The sequence below is a fragment of the Ewingella sp. AOP9-I1-14 genome (assembly GCF_052375995.1).
Lineage (GTDB): Bacteria > Pseudomonadota > Gammaproteobacteria > Enterobacterales > Enterobacteriaceae > Ewingella > Ewingella allii.
The window spans coordinates 345388-365968 of the sequence record NZ_JBQSVA010000003.1 but is presented as its reverse complement, the minus strand read 5'-3'; the positions used below and the strand labels follow the sequence as shown (position 1 = coordinate 365968).

The window sequence follows — 20581 nt, the reverse complement described above, 5'->3', positions numbered from 1 at the left end:
TTGAAATATGATGGGTCAATTAGTCTTCGTCGAAGCCGGAATTGATAAGATTAATCACGGCTTCCAAAGCTTGAACCTCATCGGAGCCGGTGGCTTCGATTTCAATCTGCTGGCCCTTTGGCGAGTCCAGCATCAGCAGCGCGATCACGCTGCTGGCCTCGGCTTCAATGCCTGCGTCGTTACGCAGCATCACTTCTGACTCAAAGCTCTGCACCAGTTCAAACAACTTCATTGCCGGACGAGCGTGCATGCCCAGCCGGTTTTTGATTTCTACCGTTTGTTTAACCGTCATGATTTGCGTTTTTCCAGCGTGCGATGGCGGGATTGCACATTCTTCCCGCGAGAACGGAAGTAGTCAGCCAGTTGTTCAGCGATGTAAACCGAGCGATGTTTCCCGCCGGTGCAGCCAATGGCGACGGTCAGATAACTGCGATTGTTGGTTTCCAGCATCGGCAGCCACAGTTCAAGGTAGCTGCGGGTCTGGTAAATGAAGTTATGCACATCGGTATGGCGGTCGAGGAACGCGGCGACGGGTTTATCCAGACCGGTCATCGGGCGCAGTTTCGGGTCCCAGTGCGGGTTCGGCAGGAAGCGCACGTCAAACACGTAGTCGGCATCAATAGGAATGCCGTGCTTGAAGCCAAAGGACTCAAACACCATGGTCAGTTCGCGCTCGCGCTTGCCCAGCAGGCGAGTACGCAGCATTTCAGCCAGTTCGTGAACTGACATCTCGGAGGTGTCGATGATCAGATCTGCGGAAGAGCGCAGCGGCTCTAGCAGGTCAGCTTCTTCATCAATCGCACTTTCGAGCGACAGATTTTTACTGGAAAGCGGATGCAGGCGACGAGTGTCGCTGTAACGGCGGATCAGCGTGTTGCGATCGGCGTCGAGAAACAGCAGCTGCGGCGAAAAGCTCGCGGGCAGCTGCGTCATTGCATGTTCGTAAACTTCCGGGGTTTCCGGCATGTTGCGCACGTCGATACTGACCGCGGCGGAGGTATTACGTTCAGCAAGGGTCTGTGCGAGCTGCGGCAGTAAGACCACCGGCAGGTTATCGACACAGTAAAAACCCATATCTTCCAGTGCCCGCAAAGCAACCGATTTCCCTGAACCGGAACGGCCGCTGACAATCATCAGCACCATGTTGTCACTCCCCTGCAATCAGTGTTCTGAATTCACTTTCCCGGAACACAATCCGGGAACCGTCATTGGCAAAATCGCGCCGGTAAACACTATTATCCGGCTGAACATTAAAGAGATCTTAAATCTGTATTCTTCTTATTATTCACTTTCGGTCATGATTTGGAACAGTTCTTCATCACTTTGCGCTCCGCGCAGGCGACGGCACACGGCTTTGTCCGCTAATTTCTTAGCTACCAAAGAGAGGGTGTGTAGATGGGTTTTACATTGATCGGCGGGGACCAGCAAGGCAAAAAGCAGGTCGACAGGTTGATTATCGATAGCGTCGAAAGCGATCGGCTGTTCCAGTTGAATGAACACACCTACGGCGCGCAGCGTATCCTCTTCCAATTTGCCGTGAGGAATGGCGATACCCGCACCGATACCGGTGCTGCCCATTCTCTCGCGGGTCAAAATGGCGTCAAAAATGACCTGTGGCGCCAGATTGAGCTGCTTGGCGGCGAGTTCGCTGATGATTTCCAGCGCGCGTTTCTTACTGGCGCAGTGAACGCCGCTTTTGGTGCACTCGGCATTAAGGACCGACGTTAACTGCATGGCTATATCGTTAATCATTTCATCATTCACTTTTTCGCTCTGACACCGGACAGGCTCTTTTACCCTAAATGACAGTTCGGCTCGCTGCCAGAAGGTCGCGAGCCGATACTCAAGGTCCGTAGTGCATAGAGACTATGTGGGTGCTAGTGCTGTTTCAGTTTATCTTTATGCTTATTGAGCTGGCGAGCCAGCTTATCAATCAGGAGATCGACGGCTGCATACATATCCTGATGATCCGAGGTGGCGTGCAACTCGCCTCCATTCACATGCAGCGTGGCTTCCGCCTTTTTCTGCACTTTTTCAACGCTCAACACCACGTATACCTGATTTATTCGATCAAAATATTGCTCAAGTTTGGCAAATTTTGTCGTAACAAATTCTCTGATAGGTTCCGTGATCTCGATGTGGTGTCCGGTAATGTTGAGCTGCATAATGTCTTCCTTCTCTGTTGAGGTCAAACTAACTGTTTACGTTGGTTTGAAGGCGGGATGGACAAAGACTCTCGGTATTTCGCTACTGTGCGACGTGCGACCATGATCCCTTGATCAGAGAGCATGGTGGCTAACTTGCTGTCACTTAACGGTTTGACAGGGTTTTCCGCCGCGATTAATTTCTTCACCAGCGCCCTAATGGCGGTAGATGATGCCTCGCCTCCGCTGTCAGTACTGACATGGCTGGAGAAGAAATATTTTAGTTCGAAGATACCGCGCGGGCTGTGCAGGAACTTCTGCGTGGTCACGCGCGATATGGTCGATTCGTGCATATCCACGGCGCTGGCGATGTCTGCCAACACCATAGGTTTCATAAATTCTTCGCCTGATTCAAAGAACGCCTGCTGCTGCTCGACAATGCAGCGCGTCACTTTTAACAGCGTGTCGTTACGGCTTTCTAGGCTCTTAATCAGCCACTTGGCTTCCTGCAAATTACTGCGAATGAACTGCCCGTCGCTGTCACTGCGCGTTGAGTTGCCCATCGCGGCATACTGCTGGTTAATCTTCAGGCGTGGAATGCTGTCTGAATTCAACTCGACGGTCCAGACGTTCGACACTTTACGCACCAGCACATCGGGGATCACATACTCAGATTCGCCGGTGTTGATCGACTGCCCTGGGCGCGGATCGAGCGACTGAATCAGCTGCATCGCACATTTAAGTGTATCTTCTTTTAAGCGGGTCGAACGCATAAGTGCGCGAAAATCATGATTGGCGAGCAGATCCAGATGTTCACTGACGATCAATTTAGCTTCGGCCAGAAAAGGCGTTTCCGCCACGTATTGCGATAGCTGGATCAGCAGGCAGTCGCGCAGGTCGCGTGCGGCAACCCCCACCGGATCAAAGCGTTGAACGCGCTTAAGCACGGCTTCAACCTCATCCATGCTTATCTCTTCATCGCCCATGCTTTCAAGGATATCTTCCAGCGAGACGGTGAGGTAGCCGGTGTCGTCAACGGCGTCGACGATAGAGGTGGCAATGGCGGCATCGGTGTCGGTGAAGGGGGTCAGTTCCACTTGCCACATGAGGTAATCTTGCAGCGTTTGGGTGGTTTCGCCCTGATAGATTGGCAACTCGTCATCACTGTAGTCATTACCAGTGCCTGACGGCGTTCCTGCGGTGTAAATCTCATCCCACGTGGCGTCGAGCGGCAACTCCTCGGGCATATCTTTCTGCTCAAGGGCTTCACGCGTATCTAAGCCTTCACTGGCCGTGGCTTCGACGGAATCAATTTCATCATGCAGATCGGTTTGCTCCAACAGCGGGTTGCTTTCCAGCGCCAGTTGGATCTCCTGTTGGAGCTCAAGCGTTGATAGCTGCAACAGGCGAATAGCCTGCTGTAGCTGAGGTGTCATGGCCAATTGCTGGCTAAATCTGAGCTGCAAACCTTGCTTCATATCTTGGCTTTACTTCCTGAACTGAACTACCCGCCGTCACTCAACGCGAATGAAAGCGGGCAGAATCGATGATTACAGACGGAACTCATTGCCGAGATAAACGCGTTTCACTTGTTCATCTTCCAGAATATCTGTCGGAGTACCATGAGCGATAAGCTTGCCCTGACTGACGATGTAAGCGCGCTCACAGACATCCAGCGTTTCACGAACGTTGTGGTCGGTAATTAATACCCCCAGCCCGCTGTCGCGCAGATGTTCGATAATCTTTTTGATGTCGATAACTGAAATAGGGTCAACGCCGGCAAAGGGTTCATCCAGCAGGATAAATTTCGGGTTTGCGGCCAGCGCGCGGGCGATTTCAACACGACGGCGCTCACCACCAGACAGGGATTGACCCAAGTTATCGCGCAGATGAGAGATATGGAACTCTTCCATCAGCTCGTTGGCGCGGTCGTTACGCTGCTCTTTGGTCAGGTCGTCGCGAATTTCCAGCACGGCCATCAGGTTGTTGAAAACGCTGAGGCGGCGGAAAATCGAGGCTTCCTGCGGCAGATAGCCAATACCGCGACGTGCGCGGGTATGCAGCGGCAGCAGACTGATGTCTTCATCATCAACCACAATACGACCCGCGTCGCGCTGAACGATGCCCACGACCATGTAGAAGGTGGTGGTTTTACCGGCACCGTTTGGCCCCAGCAACCCAACGATTTCGCCGGAGTTGACGGTCAGGCTGACGTCCTCGACCACTTTGCGGCCTTTATAAGCCTTAGCCAGATTTTCTGCGATTAACGTTGCCATAAATTATCACTTACTCTTTTTGGTCGGAGTTGTCGCCGGTTGCTGGCCTTTGTCTTGCAATTGTGAAGGCACCAGCACGGTGGTCACACGGCCGCCTTTATTGTCACTGAAGGCCTGCATCTGCTGTTTTTGCACCAGATAAGTAATTTTGTCACCTTTCACGTTGCTATCTTGTTGTTCCAGATAAGCATTGCCGGTCAGCGTCACCAGATCGCTCGCCACTTCATAGCGCACTTTCGAGGCGTGGCCACTGATTGGCTTGCCGTTATCCTGCATCTGATAGAAGGTCACGGGATTGCCGTAGCCTTCTACCACTTCTTGCCCGGAAACGCCGTTAGGGCGGATAACCACGACTTTATCGGCTTTCACCTGAATAGAGCCTTGATTCACCACCACGTTGCCCGTAAAGGTCGCGGTATTGGTGTTCACATCCAGTGCCTGGTTAGCAGAGTCGATGGTGATCGGCTTTGTGGTGTCATCTTTCAGCGCAAACGCCGGAATGCTGACGGCTAACAGAGAGCTGGTGATCAGGAGATTACGGATTCTGTTTTTTGTTTTGAATTTCATAAGAGGTATTTACCTTATCGATCAGCTCTGCGGTTTTGTTACGCAGATTTCCACGCATTTTCATGCCGTTAGATGTAAAGCCTGTGCCGTAAAGCGTCACTTCATCATCAGAGGCAACATCTTGCGTTACCAAATTGACAGAAGCGTTGTCGGTTCTAATACGCTGCAATTGCGAGGTATCAGGCGTCAGACTGTCGACCTGCACATGACCATACAAATAGAGCATCTTGTCATTGGTCATCTTGGCGCGATCTGAGCGAACCGTCCACACAGGAATTTTGTCTTTGTCATACATGGTCATTACCGGGTTGGTAAACCATGTTAATTGAGTCGTAGTGTAATATTTGACTTCGTCAGAGACTAGCTTGTAATTCAGGGCGCCCATAGGGTTATAAACGACCGTCACCGTGTGCTGGCTCTGATAAGTCGGGTCCTGATCATTTACTGTGACAGGGGCAGTGTTGTCTGAATCAGACAGGTTCCAGCCAATCAGGGCTAATACCACGATGGCCAGAACGATAGTTATCCAAAGCTTAGGTTTGTTCATATTGACAGCCCTTTGGCGTCCTCCAGCTTGCCCTGTGCCAGCAGAATGAGGTCACATATTTCGCGTACTGCGCCACGCCCACCGGGGATTTGGGTTACATAATGCGCCTTTGGAAGCAGAATAGGGTGCGCATCTTTTACGGCAACAGACAGACCTACTTCAGCCATCACCGGCCAGTCAATCAGGTCATCACCAATGTAGGCAACTTCATCAGCCTTTAAGGACAGTGTATCTAACAGTTCGCGGAAGGCCAAAAGCTTATCTGACTGCCCCTGATATAGATGACGAATTCCCAGCGTCTTGGCGCGATCTTCCAGCAATTTTGCATTTCTGCCGGTAATGATCGCCACTTCGACGTCGGACGTCAGCAGGCAGCGAATGCCATAGCCATCGCGTACATTGAAGGTTTTCAGCTCTTCGCCTTGATTACCCATATAAATCAGGCCATCAGACATCACGCCGTCCACATCACAAATCAGCAGGCGAATGGACTTAGCTCGCTCCAGCACATTGGCGCTGACCGGGCCATAACACGTATCCACCGTAGCTGCTTTATTACTCATTCAGGGCATTCCTCAATTAAATGACGCCAGCGCGCAGCATGTCGTGCATATGTACCACACCCATCAACTGGTCGCCATCGGCAACCATTACGCAGGTAATGTGTCGTTCCTGCATCAAGTTTAGGGCATCAACGGCCAGCAAATTCGGACGAACGCGGATGCCGCCCGTGGTCATGACATCAGCGATGGAGGCCTCATTGATATTGACGCCCATATCGAAGATGCGGCGTAAGTCACCATCAGTGAAGATGCCTTCGATTTTCATCAAGTCATCGCAAATGATGGTCATCCCGAGATTTTTGCGAGTGATCTCCAGCAGGGCGTCGCGCAGAGACGCATCGCGGCTGACGTGGGGGATTTCGCTCCCGGTGTGCATGATATCGCTGACGCGCAGCAGAAGCTTACGGCCAAGTGCTCCGCCGGGATGGGACATGGCGAAGTCTTCCTCGGTGAAGCCGCGAGCCTGTAACAGCGCCACGGCCAGCGCGTCGCCCATCACCATCACCGCGGTGGTGCTGGTGGTCGGCGCAAGGCCCAGCGGGCAGGCTTCTTCGGGAACGCGCACGCAGATATGCACATCGCCGGCTCGACCCATGGAGCTTTCCGGGTTGGCCGTCATGCAAATCAAGGGGATTGAAAGACGCTTCAGCACCGGGATCAGCGCCAAGATTTCGTGCGATTCACCGGAGTTGGAAATCAGGATAACAACGTCCTGTTTAGACACCATGCCCAGGTCGCCATGGCTGGCCTCGCCCGGGTGGACGAAGAACGCTGGCGTGCCGGTGCTGGCGAAGGTTGCCGCCATTTTGCGCCCGACGTGGCCTGATTTCCCCATCCCCATCACCACTATTTTACCGACGCAGGCGAACATCTTTTCACAGGCGCGGGTAAAATCGTCGTTGATGTATTGGTCGAGTTGCTCCAGTCCTTCGCGTTCCGTCTTCAGCACTGCTTTTCCTGCGGATTGATAATCAAACCCGCGCTCTAGCTCGAAATTTCCCATTTTTTCTTCCTGATGGGTCAAAAATCAACGCTGCCCGGCACAAAGTAGAGCAACGCGAGATAGGCGACAAAGCCGCATAATAACAAGGTTCCTGCCAGATGGCCGATGCGATGTTTGCGCATCAAACACAGGCCAGTTAGCACCACGCTGACGGCTAACATGACCCAGTAATCGCGGTGGAACGCCTCAGGGCTAAACGACCCTGGAGCCACCAGCGCGGGCAGGCCCAGCACCAAACAGGTGTTAAAGATGTTGGCACCGATAATATTACCCAGCGCGATGTCGTCTTCACCTTTCACCGCGCCAGCAATAAAGGTCGCCAGCTCCGGCAGGCTGGTGCCGATAGCCACCACCGTCAAACCGATAATCAGTTCGCTGACGCCAAAGTAGCGGGCAATCACCGTCGAGTTATCAACAATCATGCTCGACGCCAGCGGCATGATAATGAACCCCAGCGCCAGCCACAGGAAAGCGACCGTATTGCTACTGTCCTGCGGGAGCTCCGCCATCTGTTCATAGGTCAGGGTGTCCAACCCTTGCTTCTCGGCGGCGCGGGCAATTTTTATCATTAAGATGACAAAAATCGCGGCACTCGCCAGCAGCAGAAGGCCGTCCATTCTGCTCAATTCACCATCGCTAAGCAGAAAACCACAGAGCACGGTGACCAGTAACAATAAAGGGAGTTCGCGGCGCAAGATATCAGAACCCACGGAAAGTGGATGAATTAGGGCCGCTCCGCCCAAAATCAGAAGAATATTAATGATATTTGAACCGATGGCGTTACCCACGGCTAAATCCATCTGATCATTAATCGCGGCGGTGGTGGATACCACTAGCTCCGGCAAGGAGATCCCGATGCCAACCACGGTCATACCTATAATTAACGGCGGGATGCCAATTGAGCGGGCGAGAACGGCGGCTCCGTACACTAATCGATCGGCGGCATAAACCAGAAGCAGGAGGCCGACAACCATGAGTACGATAGCGAGAAGCATGAAAAGTCCTTTAATTAGGTATAATGCGAGGTTCGTAACCCGAACAGGCGACCAAAATGGTAGTCAAAAATGATCAACAAGCTTCAAACTGTCCTTAATACAGCCAGTCAAAGCTGCTATATGTTAGACGAATTGTTGATTTGTTTTAATCGTGTTTTCGAAGATTTTGACCCTCTGCCAGAGAAAAGTAAATCAATGGCAACTTTAGTGACGCAAACGCGGTAAGTTTTTGTAAAAATACCGGAGTTATGCGCTGATCCCTCTAACATCAGGGGTATCGTAAGCTGAAACAGTCCGAAGGGATAAACTGAATGAGTCAGAGCCAATCGAATCTGGTCGAGATCAAAGGCATGAGCTTCATGCGCGGCGATCGTCCCATTTTCGAAGAGATAAACATGACGGTGCCACGCGGCAAAGTCACTGCCATCATGGGGCCATCGGGGATCGGGAAAACCACCTTGTTGCGTCTCATTGGCGGCCAGTTAGCACCAGACAGTGGTGAAATCTGGTTCGACGGGGAAAATATCCCTGCCTTATCACGCAGTAAGCTCTACGAATCACGTAAAAAAATGAGCATGCTGTTTCAGTCCGGTGCATTGTTCACCGACCTCAATGTGTTTGAAAATGTCGCCTTCCCGCTGCGCGAACACAGCAAGCTGCCCGAAGAGCTGCTGCGCAGCACTGTTACCATGAAGCTGGAGGCCGTTGGCCTGCGCGGGGCAGGGGAACTGATGCCGGCGGAGCTGTCCGGCGGTATGGCGCGTCGCGTCGCCTTGGCTCGCGCCATCGCGCTTGATCCCGAACTCATCATGTTCGACGAACCTTTTGTCGGCCAGGACCCTATCACCATGGGCGTCTTGGTGAAGCTGATTGATGAGCTTAATCATGCACTTGGTGTTACCTGTATTGTCGTGTCGCACGACGTTCCAGAGGTCCTTAGCATCGCCGACTATGCTTATATCGTGGCGGCTCAGCATGTTATTGCGGAAGGAACGACGGAGGAATTGCAGAACAATCCTGACCCACGCGTCCGCCAGTTCCTGGACGGCATTGCGGATGGTCCGGTGCCTTTCCGGTTCCCAGCGGGTGATTATAAAACCGAGTTGCTTGGATGATGGAGTTGTATATCAATGTTAATTAAGGCATTAGCCTCAACGGGCCGCCGTGGCATTCAAACTTGCGCCTCTTTTGGTCGCGCCGGTTTGATGCTATTTCGCGCCCTGGTCGGTAAGCCGCAGTTTGCCAAGCAGTGGCCGTTGCTGCTCAAACAGCTGTACAGCGTGGGCGTGCTGTCACTGCTGATCATTTTGGTTTCAGGCCTGTTTATCGGCATGGTGCTGGGGCTGCAAGGCTATATCGTTCTGACCACCTACAGTGCTGAAGCCAGTCTGGGCATGATGGTGGCGCTCTCCTTGCTCCGCGAGCTGGGGCCGGTAGTCACGGCTCTGCTGTTCGCCGGGCGTGCGGGTTCTGCACTCACTGCGGAAATCGGCTTGATGAAAGCCACCGAGCAGATCTCAAGTCTGGAAATGATGGCAATTGACCCACTGCGCCGCGTTGTCGCGCCGCGCTTCTGGGCCGGGATGATCTCCATGCCTCTGCTCACCGCCATTTTTGTCGCGGTGGGGATTTGGGGCGGCTCTCTGGTCGGCGTTAACTGGAAAGGCATCGACAGCGGCTTCTTCTGGTCCGCCATGCAAAGTGCAGTAGAATGGCGTCATGACCTGCTCAACTGTTTGATTAAAAGCGTAGTTTTCGCTATTACCGTGACCTGGATTGCGCTCTTCAATGGTTATGATGCTATCCCAACTTCGGAAGGGATTAGCCGGGCAACGACTCGTACCGTGGTGCATTCGTCTTTGGCGGTGCTGGGATTAGATTTTGTGCTGACAGCACTGATGTTTGGGAATTAATCGATGCAAACGAAAAAGAGTGAAATTTGGGTTGGCGCATTTTTGATAATCGCCCTGTGCGCCGTGTTATTCCTTTGCCTCAAAGTGGCCGATATTCGTTCGATCGGTTCAGAACCGACTTACCGTATCTCTGCCACCTTTGACAACATCGGTGGCCTGAAAGCGGGCTCTCCGGTGAAAGTGGGCGGCGTAGTGGTTGGCCGTGTTAGCGCCATCACACTCGATAAAAACTACTCGCCAAAAGTGGAAATGGATATCGAGCAGAAATACAACCAGATCCCGAGCACCAGTACCTTGGCGATTCGCACATCTGGCCTGCTGGGCGAGCAATTCCTGGCCCTGAACATTGGTTTCGAAGACCCAGAGATGGGAACGACTATCCTTAAAGATGGCGGTTCAATTCAGGACACCAAATCAGCTTTAGTGTTGGAAGACCTTATCGGCCAATTCCTGTACAAGAGCGGTAACGATGGTAAAGATGCGAAATCCGGTGACGCACAGGCAGCGCCAGATGCTGTATCAGCCCCACAACCTGCGGCCCCAAGTCATTAAGTAGTTTCCATCGCAAAGCTTTATTAAGAGGAGCAAGGCATGTTTAAACGTATTATTTTGGCCACTCTGCTGGTGGTAATGGCACCCCTAGCCAATGCGGCAGTAGACAAGACCAACCCTTATAGCGTGATGAATGAAGCGGCGAAAAATACCTTTACCCGCTTGAAAACCGATCAGCCGAAAATCAAACAAGATCCAAACTATCTGCGTACCATCGTGCGTGAAGAGCTACTGCCTTTCGTGCAGATCAAATACGCGGGCGCTCTGGTGCTAGGCCGTTACTACAAAGATGCGACCCCAGCCCAGCGTGATGCGTACTTCAAAGCGTTCGGCGACTACCTGCAACAGGCTTACGGTCAGGCGTTGGCGTTATACCGCGACCAGACCTATCAGGTACAGCCTGAGCAGTCTTATGCCGGCCAGCAAATCATCGCTATCCGCGTTACCATCATCGACCAGCACGGCCGTCCGCCGGTTCGTCTTGATTTCCAATGGCGTAAAAACAGCCAGACTGGTGATTGGCAGGCTTATGACATGATTGCCGAAGGCGTCAGCATGATCTCTACCAAGCAGAACGAGTGGGCAGACATTTTGCGCCAGAAAGGCATTGATGGTCTGACTGAGCGTCTGAAACAAGCCGCTGCGCAGCCAATCACTCTGGATCAAAAATGAAAGGCCAACTGAGCTGGGAACATCAACCACCGCGCCTGATTTTGCGCGGTGAGTTGGATCGCGAAACCCTGCTGCCATTATGGAACCAGCGCCTGACTCTGATGGCGGGCGTTAACACTGTGGATGTTGCTGGCCTTGAGCGCGTTGATTCTGCCGGACTGGCGATGCTGGTTCACCTGCGTGAGCTGGCAGAGCAGGGCGGTGGCTCACTCAGCGTGACCGGCATGACCGACCGTTTGAGCACCTTGATCGCACTCTACAATTTGCAGGACATTATTCCTGTTAACTAAATGTGCCTTCCATGCCGGATAAAATAAGGCAATAGATACCGTGAGTTAGCCTGAAGTCATGGCTAAAGCGGCCTCCATACCGACAAGCCCCTGTGCGAAACTCTCGAACAGGGGCTTTTTCATGGTTTAAGAGTTGGCCGGATCTCTATAAGATGTTCGGCTGTTATGATCTCTTCAGAAGAATCGATTGCTATGGACACTAACGAAATTAAAGACGTGCTGATGAACGCATTGGCATTAGATGAAGCTCATATTACTGGCGACGGTAGCCATTTTCAGGCCATCGTGGTCGGCGCCATGTTCGACGGCATGAGCCGCGTGAAAAAACAGCAAACCGTGTACGCCCCGCTGATGGAATACATCGCTGATAACCGCATCCACGCCCTTTCTATCAAAGCTTATACCCCTGAAGAATGGCAGCGCGATCGCAAGCTGAACGGTTTTTAAGCTGCTGGTTCATCCGGCAGTTCCGCAATATTTGAAATGAAGTTTTTGAAATTAAGAGAGCCGTCATAATGGATAAATTTCGTGTACAGGGTGGGACTCGTCTAAGTGGCGAAGTGTCTATCTCCGGTGCAAAAAATGCCGCACTTCCTATCTTGTTTGCCGCGCTTCTCGCCGAAGAGCCGGTTGAGCTACAGAATGTCCCGCATTTAAAAGACATCGACACCACCATGAAGCTGCTTGGTCAGCTGGGGACTAAAGTCGAACGTAATGGTTCGGTTTTTGTTGATGCACGCGACGTAAATGAATTTTGCGCGCCATACGACTTAGTCAAAACCATGCGCGCTTCTATCTGGGCATTAGGCCCGCTGGTTGCTCGTTTCGGTCAGGGGCAGGTTTCCCTGCCGGGCGGCTGCGCTATCGGCGCGCGTCCGGTTGATTTGCACATTAGCGGCCTTGAGCAGTTGGGTGCCAAAATCGTGCTGGAAGAAGGCTATGTGAAAGCTTCTGTCGATGGCCGCCTGAAGGGCGCTCACATCGTGATGGACAAGGTGAGCGTAGGCGCGACCGTGACAATCATGTGTGCGGCAACCTTGGCTGAAGGCACCACCATCATCGAGAACGCGGCGCGTGAGCCAGAAATCGCGGACACTGCCGGCTTCCTCAACGCCATCGGTGCAAAAATCACTGGCGCAGGTACCGACAAAATCACCATCGAAGGCGTGAAGCGTCTCGGCGGCGGTGTTTACCGCGTCGTGCCTGATCGTATCGAAACCGGCACTTTCCTGATTGCAGCTGCTATCTCTGGCGGTAAAGTGGTTTGCCGCGATACTCGCCCTGACACGCTGGATGCCGTGCTGGCAAAACTGCGTGAAGCAGGTGCTGATATCGAAGTGGGCGAAGATTGGATCAGCCTCGACATGCACGGTAAGCGCGCGAAAGCCGTAACGCTGCGCACCGCCCCGCACCCGGGCTTCCCGACTGACATGCAGGCGCAGTTCAGCTTGCTGAACCTGGTTGCCGAAGGTACCGGCGTTATCACCGAAACCATCTTCGAAAACCGCTTCATGCACATTCCTGAGCTTATCCGCATGGGTGCTCACGCTGAGATTGAAGGCAGCACCTTGATTTGTCACGGTGTTGAGCAGCTGTCCGGTGCGCAGGTAATGGCGACCGACCTGCGCGCTTCGGCGAGTCTGGTACTGGCGGGCTGTATTGCGGAAGGCGTGACTATCGTTGACCGTATTTATCACATCGATCGCGGGTATGAGCGTATCGAAGATAAACTGCGCCAGCTGGGTGCAAAAATCGAACGTGTGAAAGGCGAGTAATTACGCCGTACTGCCCGACATATCCTGTCGGGCCACCCATAAAAAAGCCGGAAGATTGAATCTTCCGGCTTTTTTTATCGCTCTGGTTTTTATCGCCCGATCAATGCGACGGATATTCCTGAATGGTGACCTGTAGAGCAATCTTCTTGCCGTCGCGCATGATCTCAACCGGGATAACCGTGCCAGGGCGAATCTCTGCGACCTGGTCCATCGTCTCAATGGCTGACACCGCCGGTTTGCCGTTCACGCTGACAATCACGTCGCTCACCACGATACCCGCGTTGGCCGCCGGACCGTTTGGTGTCACTTCATTAACGATAATGCCCTGAATTCTATCTAAACCGGTATTTGGCCCGTGCAGAGGAGAAGCCTCGCGCCCGCCGATACCGATATAACCACGGATCACCCGACCATCGCGGATAAGCTTGCCCATGACTTTGGTGGCCAATGCGGTAGGGATGGCGAAGCCGATGCCCTCTGGCGTCGCGCCATCATTGCTCTGGTCGAAGGAGAGGGTGTTGATACCCACCAGTTCGCCCAGTGAGTTCACCAGCGCCCCGCCCGAGTTGCCTTGGTTAATAGAGGCATCGGTTTGCAGGAAGTTTTGGCGACCAGACGGGCTTAAACCAATACGCCCCGTGGCGCTGATAATCCCCTGCGTCACGGTCTGACCAAGGTTATAAGGGTTGCCAATCGCCATCACGATGTCGCCCACGTGAGGCACCCGCTTGGCGTTAATCGGAATGACCGGCAGATTAGTACCTGCATCGATTTTCAGCACGGCCAGATCGGTGAGGGTATCCGAACCGACCAGCAGGGCTTCAAACACGCGCCCATCCTGTAATGCGACGATGATTTGGTCAGCATTATTGATAACGTGTTTGTTGGTCAGAATGTAGCCTTTGTCATTCATGATGACGCCCGATCCCAGAGTGCGGATCTGCAACTCGCTTTGCGAGTTGGCTCCCATATTACGGTTATAAACGTTAACTACCGCAGGGGCTGCGTGACGCACGCCTTCGTTATAGCTGACCGGCTGTTGGCTATTTTCAGTGAAATTATGCTCAAACAGCGGCTGGGCGATATTTTTACGCAGCATAGGCACCGCGGCCAGCAAAATACCGGCAACAATCAGTCCAATAACGGCGGATCGCAATAACTTAACTAGCATGAGTGTCTGGAATGGTGGTTGAAATATGTCAGAAGGATAGCATGAGTTAATCGGACGCAGCACTGGCTACGTCCGATTTTCAGAGGTTTACGGCATTAACGACGCTTTTACGGCATCAACAAATAGATATTCTGCCCTTTACGTTGCACGCTCAGGGCAATCAAGGCCGGTTTGGTTTCCAGGATCTTGCGCAGTGCAGCCAGATTGTCGACGGCCTCGCGGTTTACGCCGACGATCACGTCATCTTTCTGCAAGCCGATTTGATCCGCCGGAGAGCCTTTCTTCACGTCATCGACCCGAATACCTTTGGCGGTTTTAGGATCAAGATCGCTTAAGGTCACGCCCTGCAGCGCCGGGTTTATCTTATCGATGCTGGTTTCCACCGTCGGGCTTTTATCTAGCGTGACATCCACATTCATCGGCTTGCCTTCGCGCAGCAAACCAATCTGCATGGTGACGCCCGGACCGGCAGTTCCCACTTTGGCACGCAGTTCGGCAAAGCTGCTTAGCGGTTTGCCTTGCAGGGTGATCAGCACGTCGCCAGCCTTGATACCGGCTTTTGCCGCTGCGGAATCCGGCAGAACTTCATTGACGAAGGCACCACGCTGGCTGTCCAGTTTGAAGGCTTTTGCTAGTTCCGGAGTCATTTCGCTGCCGCGAATACCCAGTAGGCCGCGTTTCACTTCGCCAAACTTAATCAACTGAGCGCTGAGGTTTTTCGCCATGTTCACCGGAATGGCGAAACCAATGCCGATGCTGCCGCCCTGCGAGGAGAGGATCGCGGTATTGATACCGATAAGCTCGCCTTTCAAGTTAATCAGCGCGCCACCGGAGTTACCCCGGTTAATTGAGGCATCGGTTTGGATAAAGTTTTCCAACCCTTCCAGATTCAAGCCACTGCGCCCCAGCGCAGAGATAATGCCGGACGTCGCGGTTTGACCCAGACCGAAGGGGTTACCTACGGCAACAGCGAAGTCGCCCACGCGCAGCGCGTCGGAGTCAGCCATGGCAATTTGGGTCAGGTTTTTGGCGTCAATCAGCTGAATCAGGGCGATATCGGACTGATCGTCTTTGCCAATCAGCTTCGCATCATATTCACGGCCGTCGTTGATCTGCACTTTGATCTTGTCGGCGTTGTTAACCACGTGGTTGTTGGTCAGTACATAGCCTTTGGCGGCATCAATAATGACGCCAGAACCAAGGCCTTCAAAAGCCTGACCGCCCTGATCTTCCGTTGGCGCCTGTGGGCCGAAGAAGAATTTAAATTCAGGGGGAACGTCGTTGCTGGCAGGCGTGGTGCCAGTGACCTGCACGCTGACCACGGCGGGCAGGACTTTTTCCAGCATTGGCGCCAGACTTGGCAATGCCTGACCGTCTACGGCGACAGGAATACTGGCGTTCGCAACAGGAACAGAAGCGAAGGTTAATCCGAGACTAATGGCTAATGCACTGAGTAAAAATGACTTTTTCTTCATCAGGATAACTCTCTCGCTGTCTGTTAGAGGCTCGAAACGGTAATGAGATTGTTTATATTTATAAAAGAAGACGGGTTTGAAGTTGGCGCGGCGAGACCGAAATCGGTGCGCCGCGAGTTGCCCGCAACGATGAATAGCGTCGCGGAGCAAGGTAGAACCTTATTTACGACCAGTACGCTCACCGCGCAGAAGGCCAGACGCGCCATCTGAGTAATCGCGTGGCATCTCAACCGGAGCCTGATCGTTATCTGCCTCTGAACCCGTCAAACGGTAGTTGAACGGATTGTCATGGGCCGGCATATCTGGCAGTAAATTGTTCGAGCTTTTCGCCATGTGCTGATACAGCTGGCGATAGTCGGTGGCCATGTTATCCAGCAGCTCAGCGCTGCGGGCGAAGTGGCCAGTGAGTTCCTGACGATACTCTTCGAGTTCTGCTTTGCTTCTCTCCAGCTCGTTTTGCATCACTTGCTGATCGCGTAATTTACGATTGCCAAAGCGCATCGCTACCGCACCAACGGCGATACCGACCACTAATCCAATGAGCGCATACTCCCAGGTCATAATGACTCCTATTTTAACTTCGTTGTTCCGTAGGGCTTTTTCACGCAATGGTTTTAACGTAAATTCAACATACGTTTCGACCCGTATAAGTCCACTATAACCGTTTACCTTGTCTGAGTGGAATCCTAGGCGAACAATCACCAAAGGAAAGCGGTTTTTTCACGAGCAGACGGGTGATAAAAGCGGCGAATAGGCATTAAATCTGCGCATAACCTCCGCGAAATACTGAAAAATATTTTCTCAGGGACGTTGAACCACATGCAACCCATTACACCACTGACAGTATATAAGAACGCATTATCGGCCGGTGAGTTCCAACCAGATGATGTTCAGCTTGCCGCCGTCACGCGGTTAGACGCTATTTATCACGCGTTAAATGCTCAAGCTGGTGCTGCGCCAGTTTCACCTTCAGCCCGGCCGGGCTTATTGGGAAGACTGTTCGGCAAAAGTGCTCAAAAGAGCCCGCAGAGACCAGCCCAGGGATTATATATGTGGGGCGGGGTAGGGCGGGGGAAAACTTGGCTGATGGATCTGTTTTTTCAGACACTTCCCGGCGATCGCAAGCTGCGTTTACATTTTCATCGCTTCATGTTGCGAGTTCACGAGCAATTAACTGAGCTACAGGGCAAGGAAGATCCGCTGGAAATCATCGCCGACGGCTTTAAAGCCGAAACGGACGTGCTGTGCTTCGACGAGTTTTTTGTCTCTGACATTACCGACGCTATGCTGCTGGCGACCCTGCTTCAGGCGCTGTTCGCCCGTGGCATCACGCTGATTGCCACTTCGAACATTCCTCCGGACAACCTGTACCGTAATGGCTTGCAGCGTGCGCGTTTCCTGCCCGCGATTGATTTGATTAAAGAGTATTGCGACGTGATGAACGTGGATGCGGGTATCGATTACCGCCTGCGAACGCTCACCCAGGCCAATTTGTGGCTTACGCCGCTACAGCCTGAAACTCATGTTGCGATGCAGCATATGTTCGACAAACTCGCGGGGCAAGAGGGTGAAGCCAGCCCGGTTTTGCAGGTGAATCACCGCCCGCTACAGGCGATTGCCTCTGGCGATGGCGTGCTGGCCGTGGAGTTCCACACCCTGTGCGAAGAGGCCAGAAGCCAGCTGGATTACATTGCGCTGTCAAAAATCTACCACAGCGTGCTACTGCACAACGTGCCGGTGATGGGCGTGAAAGATGAAAACCCGGCCCGCCGTTTTCTTGCGCTGGTGGACGAATTCTATGAGCGCCACGTTAAGCTGGTGATTTCCGCCGAGAAGCCGATGTTTGAGATTTATCAGGGTGAGCGGCTGAAATTTGAATACCAGCGCTGCCTCTCGCGATTGCAGGAGATGCAGAGCGAGGAGTACCTCAAGCGCCCGCATCTTCCCTAAGTTGCTTGGTTTAATGGGTGAAAAAAGAATCGGTTGCGAAATCTGCGTTTTAGTCAAAAAAGGGTTCGATCTTTGTGGGCGACTTCTCTATAATCTTGCGACCCCACGTTACTACGAAGTTTTTTTCCCGAAACTTTATAAGTGCCGGCATTGGCTATTCGAAGGGGTAGGTTTGCTGGACGATGGTCGTGTGAACCTCCAATACTTATTTTATGAACTTCGGCTCATAAAAACATATAGGCGTTAGGGTGTTCGCCAACGTGTAACTTTAATTGGGTAAGCTTTTAATGAAAACTTTTACAGCTAAACCGGAAACCGTACAACGTGACTGGTTCGTAGTTGACGCAACCGGCAAGACTTTAGGTCGCCTGGCCACTGAACTGGCTCGCCGTCTGCGTGGCAAACATAAAGCGGAATACACTCCGCACGTTGATACTGGTGATTACATCATCGTTCTGAACGCAGAAAAAGTTGCTGTTACCGGCAACAAGCGTAACGACAAGATTTATTACCATCACACCGGCCACATCGGTGGTATCAAGCAAGCGACCTTTGAAGAGATGATCGCTCGCCGTCCTGAACGCGTGATCGAGCTCGCGGTTAAAGGCATGTTGCCAAAGGGCCCGCTGGGTCGTGCAATGTACCGTAAAATGAAAGTTTACGCGGGTAACGAGCACACTCATGCGGCGCAACAACCGCAAGTTCTTGACATTTAATTCGGGATTATAGGCAATGGCTGAAAATCAATACTACGGCACTGGTCGCCGCAAAAGCTCCGCCGCTCGCGTTTTCATCAAACCGGGTAGTGGTAACATCGTAATTAACCAGCGTAGCCTGGAACAGTACTTTGGTCGTGAAACTGCCCGCATGGTAGTTCGTCAACCTCTGGAACTGGTCGACATGGTTGAGAAATTTGACCTGTACATCACTGTTAAAGGTGGTGGTATCTCCGGTCAAGCTGGTGCTATCCGTCACGGTATCACTCGTGCACTGATGGAATATGACGAAAATCTTCGTGGCGAACTGCGTAAAGCTGGCTTCGTTACTCGTGATGCTCGTCAGGTTGAACGTAAGAAAGTCGGTCTGCGTAAAGCACGTCGTCGTCCTCAGTTCTCCAAGCGTTAATTCTTTCTGCTTCGGCACAAAGAACAGCGTCAAAAACCCGGTGCTTCACCGGGTTTTTTTATGTCTGAAATTTGCGTAATGCCTCAACAAATTGCCTTCTGACACACATTTCACCACGAAATCCTCCATCCCGTCCCCACGGACCGGTCAAAATCTGGTAAACTATCACACACTTTTGTGCCTGTTCGCCGAGCAGTTCCCGTTACCGCACTCTATGGCTAGGGTTTACCTTGCCAACGTTTATTGAAGAAACTAGAAGCGAAACTACGGAGCGAGACTGCGGGCTGGTGGTGAAGATGACTGTTCAGGATATAAGCCTGACCAGTTGGCTATTCGCAGATTATTCTAGATAAACTTGGAGGTTTTCATGGCTGTCGCTGCCAACAAACGTTCGGTAATGACGCTGTTTTCCGGCCCGACCGACATTTTTAGCCATCAAGTACGCATCGTACTGGCGGAAAAAGGTGTTAGCGTCGAGATCGAGCAGGTGGATATGGATCACTTGCCGCAGGATCTTATTGACCTCAACCCATATCGCACCGTTCCAACGCTGGTCGATCGTGAGCTGACTCTGTTTGAATCACGTATCATCATGGAATACCTTGATGAGCGTTTCCCGCATCCTCCATTAATGCCGGTTTATCCGGTTGCTCGTGGTGAAAGCCGTCTGATGATGCACCGCATCGAAAATGACTGGTACTCACTGCTGCGCCAAATCGAACAGGGTTCTGCACAAGAAGCTGACGCTGCGCGTAAGCAACTGCGTGAAGAACTGCTCGCCATCGCGCCAATTTTCTCTTACATGCCTTACTTCAAGAGCGAAGAATTCAGTCTGGTTGACTGCTATCTGGCTCCGTTGTTATGGCGCTTGCCTGAGTTGGGCATTGAGCTGTCAGGCGCGGGTTCTAAAGAGCTGAAAGGTTACATGACTCGCGTATTCGAGCGTGATGCTTTCCTGGCCTCTTTGACTGAACCAGAGCGCGAAATGCGTTTGCATACCCGAGGTTAAGTGATGGAGATGACTGACATGTCTCCGCGCCGTCCCTACCTGCTGCGGGCGTTTTACGACTGGTTGCTCGACAACCAGCTGACGCCGCACTTGGTGGTAGACGTCACCATGCCAGGCGTTATGGTGCCGATGGAATTTGCCCGTGATGGTCAGATTGTCCTCAATGTTGCACCGCGCGCCGTCGGCAACCTCGAACTGGGTAACGATGATGTTCGCTTTAACGCACGCTTCGGCGGTGTTCCTCGCAACGTTTTCGTGCCTATCGCCGCCGTGCTGGCGATTTACGCCCGTGAAAATGGCGCAGGTACCATGTTCGAACCTGAACCCGCTTATGACGCTGATGGTACCTTTGAGGACCACAGCAACGAAGGCGAAATAGCAGATTCAGCGCCAACCATGTCGGTGATCGACGGCGATTTGCCGGATGTCTCTGAAGAGAATCCGGATGATGAGCCACCGACGCCGCCTCGTGGCGGGCGTCCTGCACTTCGCGTGGTGAAGTAAGCGCGAATAGCATGACCACAACATAAACCCTGCATCTTGATGCGGGGTTT

Annotated in this window: 26 protein-coding genes; 12 read left to right on the top strand and 14 right to left on the bottom strand. The window is 52.6% G+C overall.

Annotation, left to right across the window (positions count from 1 at the left end; all coding sequences use genetic code 11):
* Nucleotides 1-19 precede the first annotated feature (19 nt).
* From npr to ACT3RT_RS11530, 11 genes are all read right to left on the bottom strand, one after another.
* Nucleotides 20-292, bottom strand: coding sequence for a PTS phosphocarrier protein NPr (gene npr / locus ACT3RT_RS11580; protein WP_034786698.1), 273 nt, complete (start codon nt 290-292; stop codon nt 20-22).
* Entirely contained in the window at nt 289-1143 is an 855-nt protein-coding gene (rapZ, locus tag ACT3RT_RS11575; RefSeq protein ID WP_353500764.1) for an RNase adapter RapZ, read from the bottom strand. Before rapZ ends, npr begins: the two co-directional genes overlap by 4 nt.
* Before the next feature lie 138 nt (nt 1144-1281).
* A complete protein-coding gene (gene ptsN / locus ACT3RT_RS11570; protein WP_172468494.1) occupies nt 1282-1764 on the bottom strand; it encodes a PTS IIA-like nitrogen regulatory protein PtsN in 483 nt (160 codons plus the stop codon).
* Between the two features lie 113 nt (nt 1765-1877).
* A complete protein-coding gene (gene hpf / locus ACT3RT_RS11565; protein ID WP_034786702.1) occupies nt 1878-2165 on the bottom strand; it encodes a ribosome hibernation promoting factor in 288 nt (95 codons plus the stop codon).
* Nucleotides 2166-2188: 23 nt separating this feature from the next.
* Nucleotides 2189-3622: an RNA polymerase factor sigma-54 gene (gene rpoN / locus ACT3RT_RS11560; protein ID WP_353500765.1), complete on the bottom strand. Its 1434-nt coding sequence runs from the start codon at nt 3620-3622 to the stop codon at nt 2189-2191.
* 72 nt (nt 3623-3694) lie between these two features.
* The gene (gene lptB / locus ACT3RT_RS11555) at nt 3695-4420 is read right to left on the bottom strand and encodes an LPS export ABC transporter ATP-binding protein (protein WP_353500766.1); all 726 of its coding nucleotides are present in this window, start codon (nt 4418-4420) and stop codon (nt 3695-3697) included.
* A 6-nt stretch (nt 4421-4426) separates the two neighbouring features.
* Entirely contained in the window at nt 4427-4987 is a 561-nt protein-coding gene (gene lptA / locus ACT3RT_RS11550) for a lipopolysaccharide ABC transporter substrate-binding protein LptA (RefSeq protein WP_486031487.1), read from the bottom strand.
* The gene (gene lptC / locus ACT3RT_RS11545) at nt 4956-5534 is read right to left on the bottom strand and encodes an LPS export ABC transporter periplasmic protein LptC (RefSeq protein ID WP_353500768.1); all 579 of its coding nucleotides are present in this window, start codon (nt 5532-5534) and stop codon (nt 4956-4958) included. Before lptC ends, lptA begins: the two co-directional genes overlap by 32 nt.
* Entirely contained in the window at nt 5531-6097 is a 567-nt protein-coding gene (gene kdsC / locus ACT3RT_RS11540) for a 3-deoxy-manno-octulosonate-8-phosphatase KdsC (RefSeq protein ID WP_396132356.1), read from the bottom strand. Before kdsC ends, lptC begins: the two co-directional genes overlap by 4 nt.
* Before the next feature lie 16 nt (nt 6098-6113).
* On the bottom strand, nt 6114-7100 hold the full coding sequence (gene kdsD / locus ACT3RT_RS11535) for an arabinose-5-phosphate isomerase KdsD (RefSeq protein ID WP_353500770.1): 987 nt from the start codon (nt 7098-7100) through the stop codon (nt 6114-6116).
* 17 nt (nt 7101-7117) lie between these two features.
* On the bottom strand, nt 7118-8095 hold the full coding sequence (locus tag ACT3RT_RS11530) for a calcium/sodium antiporter (RefSeq protein ID WP_353500771.1): 978 nt from the start codon (nt 8093-8095) through the stop codon (nt 7118-7120).
* 311 nt (nt 8096-8406) lie between these two features.
* Here ACT3RT_RS11530 and mlaF point away from each other — a divergent pair, with 311 nt between their 5' ends.
* The 7 genes from mlaF to murA all read left to right on the top strand — a co-directional run bounded on the left by mlaF (nt 8407) and on the right by murA (nt 13297).
* A complete protein-coding gene (mlaF, locus tag ACT3RT_RS11525) occupies nt 8407-9210 on the top strand; it encodes a phospholipid ABC transporter ATP-binding protein MlaF (protein ID WP_034786714.1) in 804 nt (267 codons plus the stop codon).
* A gap of 15 nt (nt 9211-9225) precedes the next feature.
* Complete coding sequence (mlaE, locus tag ACT3RT_RS11520) at nt 9226-10008, top strand: lipid asymmetry maintenance ABC transporter permease subunit MlaE (RefSeq protein WP_034786715.1); 783 nt, start codon at nt 9226-9228, stop codon at nt 10006-10008.
* A gap of 3 nt (nt 10009-10011) precedes the next feature.
* Nucleotides 10012-10560: an outer membrane lipid asymmetry maintenance protein MlaD gene (gene mlaD, locus ACT3RT_RS11515; RefSeq protein ID WP_353500772.1), complete on the top strand. Its 549-nt coding sequence runs from the start codon at nt 10012-10014 to the stop codon at nt 10558-10560.
* 39 nt (nt 10561-10599) lie between these two features.
* Nucleotides 10600-11232: a phospholipid-binding protein MlaC gene (gene mlaC, locus ACT3RT_RS11510; protein ID WP_353500773.1), complete on the top strand. Its 633-nt coding sequence runs from the start codon at nt 10600-10602 to the stop codon at nt 11230-11232.
* Entirely contained in the window at nt 11229-11522 is a 294-nt protein-coding gene (gene mlaB, locus ACT3RT_RS11505; RefSeq protein ID WP_353500774.1) for a lipid asymmetry maintenance protein MlaB, read from the top strand. The genes mlaC and mlaB overlap by 4 nt, the downstream gene beginning before the upstream one ends.
* Before the next feature lie 192 nt (nt 11523-11714).
* Nucleotides 11715-11969 (top strand): BolA family iron metabolism protein IbaG, encoded by a 255-nt coding sequence (gene ibaG, locus ACT3RT_RS11500; protein ID WP_034786719.1) that lies wholly within the window; start codon nt 11715-11717, stop codon nt 11967-11969.
* Nucleotides 11970-12037: 68 nt separating this feature from the next.
* On the top strand, nt 12038-13297 hold the full coding sequence (murA, locus tag ACT3RT_RS11495; protein WP_353500775.1) for a UDP-N-acetylglucosamine 1-carboxyvinyltransferase: 1260 nt from the start codon (nt 12038-12040) through the stop codon (nt 13295-13297).
* 100 nt (nt 13298-13397) lie between these two features.
* Here murA and degS read toward each other — a convergent pair whose 3' ends face one another.
* The 3 genes from degS to zapG form a co-directional block, all read right to left on the bottom strand.
* Nucleotides 13398-14468, bottom strand: a complete 1071-nt coding sequence (gene degS / locus ACT3RT_RS11490) for an outer membrane-stress sensor serine endopeptidase DegS (protein WP_353500776.1) — start codon at nt 14466-14468, stop codon at nt 13398-13400.
* Nucleotides 14469-14575: 107 nt separating this feature from the next.
* Nucleotides 14576-15943 carry a serine endoprotease DegQ gene (gene degQ, locus ACT3RT_RS11485; RefSeq protein ID WP_278877592.1) on the bottom strand — a complete coding sequence of 456 codons (1368 nt, stop codon included), beginning with the start codon at nt 15941-15943 and terminating at the stop codon, nt 14576-14578.
* Between the two features lie 159 nt (nt 15944-16102).
* Nucleotides 16103-16504, bottom strand: coding sequence for a Z-ring associated protein ZapG (gene zapG, locus ACT3RT_RS11480; protein WP_353500778.1), 402 nt, complete (start codon nt 16502-16504; stop codon nt 16103-16105).
* Nucleotides 16505-16762: 258 nt separating this feature from the next.
* Here zapG and zapE point away from each other — a divergent pair, with 258 nt between their 5' ends.
* The 5 genes from zapE to sspB all read left to right on the top strand — a co-directional run bounded on the left by zapE (nt 16763) and on the right by sspB (nt 20531).
* Nucleotides 16763-17893, top strand: a complete 1131-nt coding sequence (zapE, locus tag ACT3RT_RS11475; RefSeq protein WP_485902134.1) for a cell division protein ZapE — start codon at nt 16763-16765, stop codon at nt 17891-17893.
* Between the two features lie 287 nt (nt 17894-18180).
* Complete coding sequence (gene rplM / locus ACT3RT_RS11470; protein WP_013577239.1) at nt 18181-18609, top strand: 50S ribosomal protein L13; 429 nt, start codon at nt 18181-18183, stop codon at nt 18607-18609.
* A 16-nt stretch (nt 18610-18625) separates the two neighbouring features.
* Nucleotides 18626-19018, top strand: coding sequence for a 30S ribosomal protein S9 (gene rpsI, locus ACT3RT_RS11465; protein ID WP_013577238.1), 393 nt, complete (start codon nt 18626-18628; stop codon nt 19016-19018).
* A 367-nt stretch (nt 19019-19385) separates the two neighbouring features.
* Nucleotides 19386-20027: a stringent starvation protein SspA gene (sspA, locus tag ACT3RT_RS11460; RefSeq protein ID WP_034786725.1), complete on the top strand. Its 642-nt coding sequence runs from the start codon at nt 19386-19388 to the stop codon at nt 20025-20027.
* Between the two features lie 3 nt (nt 20028-20030).
* Nucleotides 20031-20531 (top strand): ClpXP protease specificity-enhancing factor, encoded by a 501-nt coding sequence (sspB, locus tag ACT3RT_RS11455; protein ID WP_496203003.1) that lies wholly within the window; start codon nt 20031-20033, stop codon nt 20529-20531.
* Nucleotides 20532-20581 lie beyond the last annotated feature (50 nt).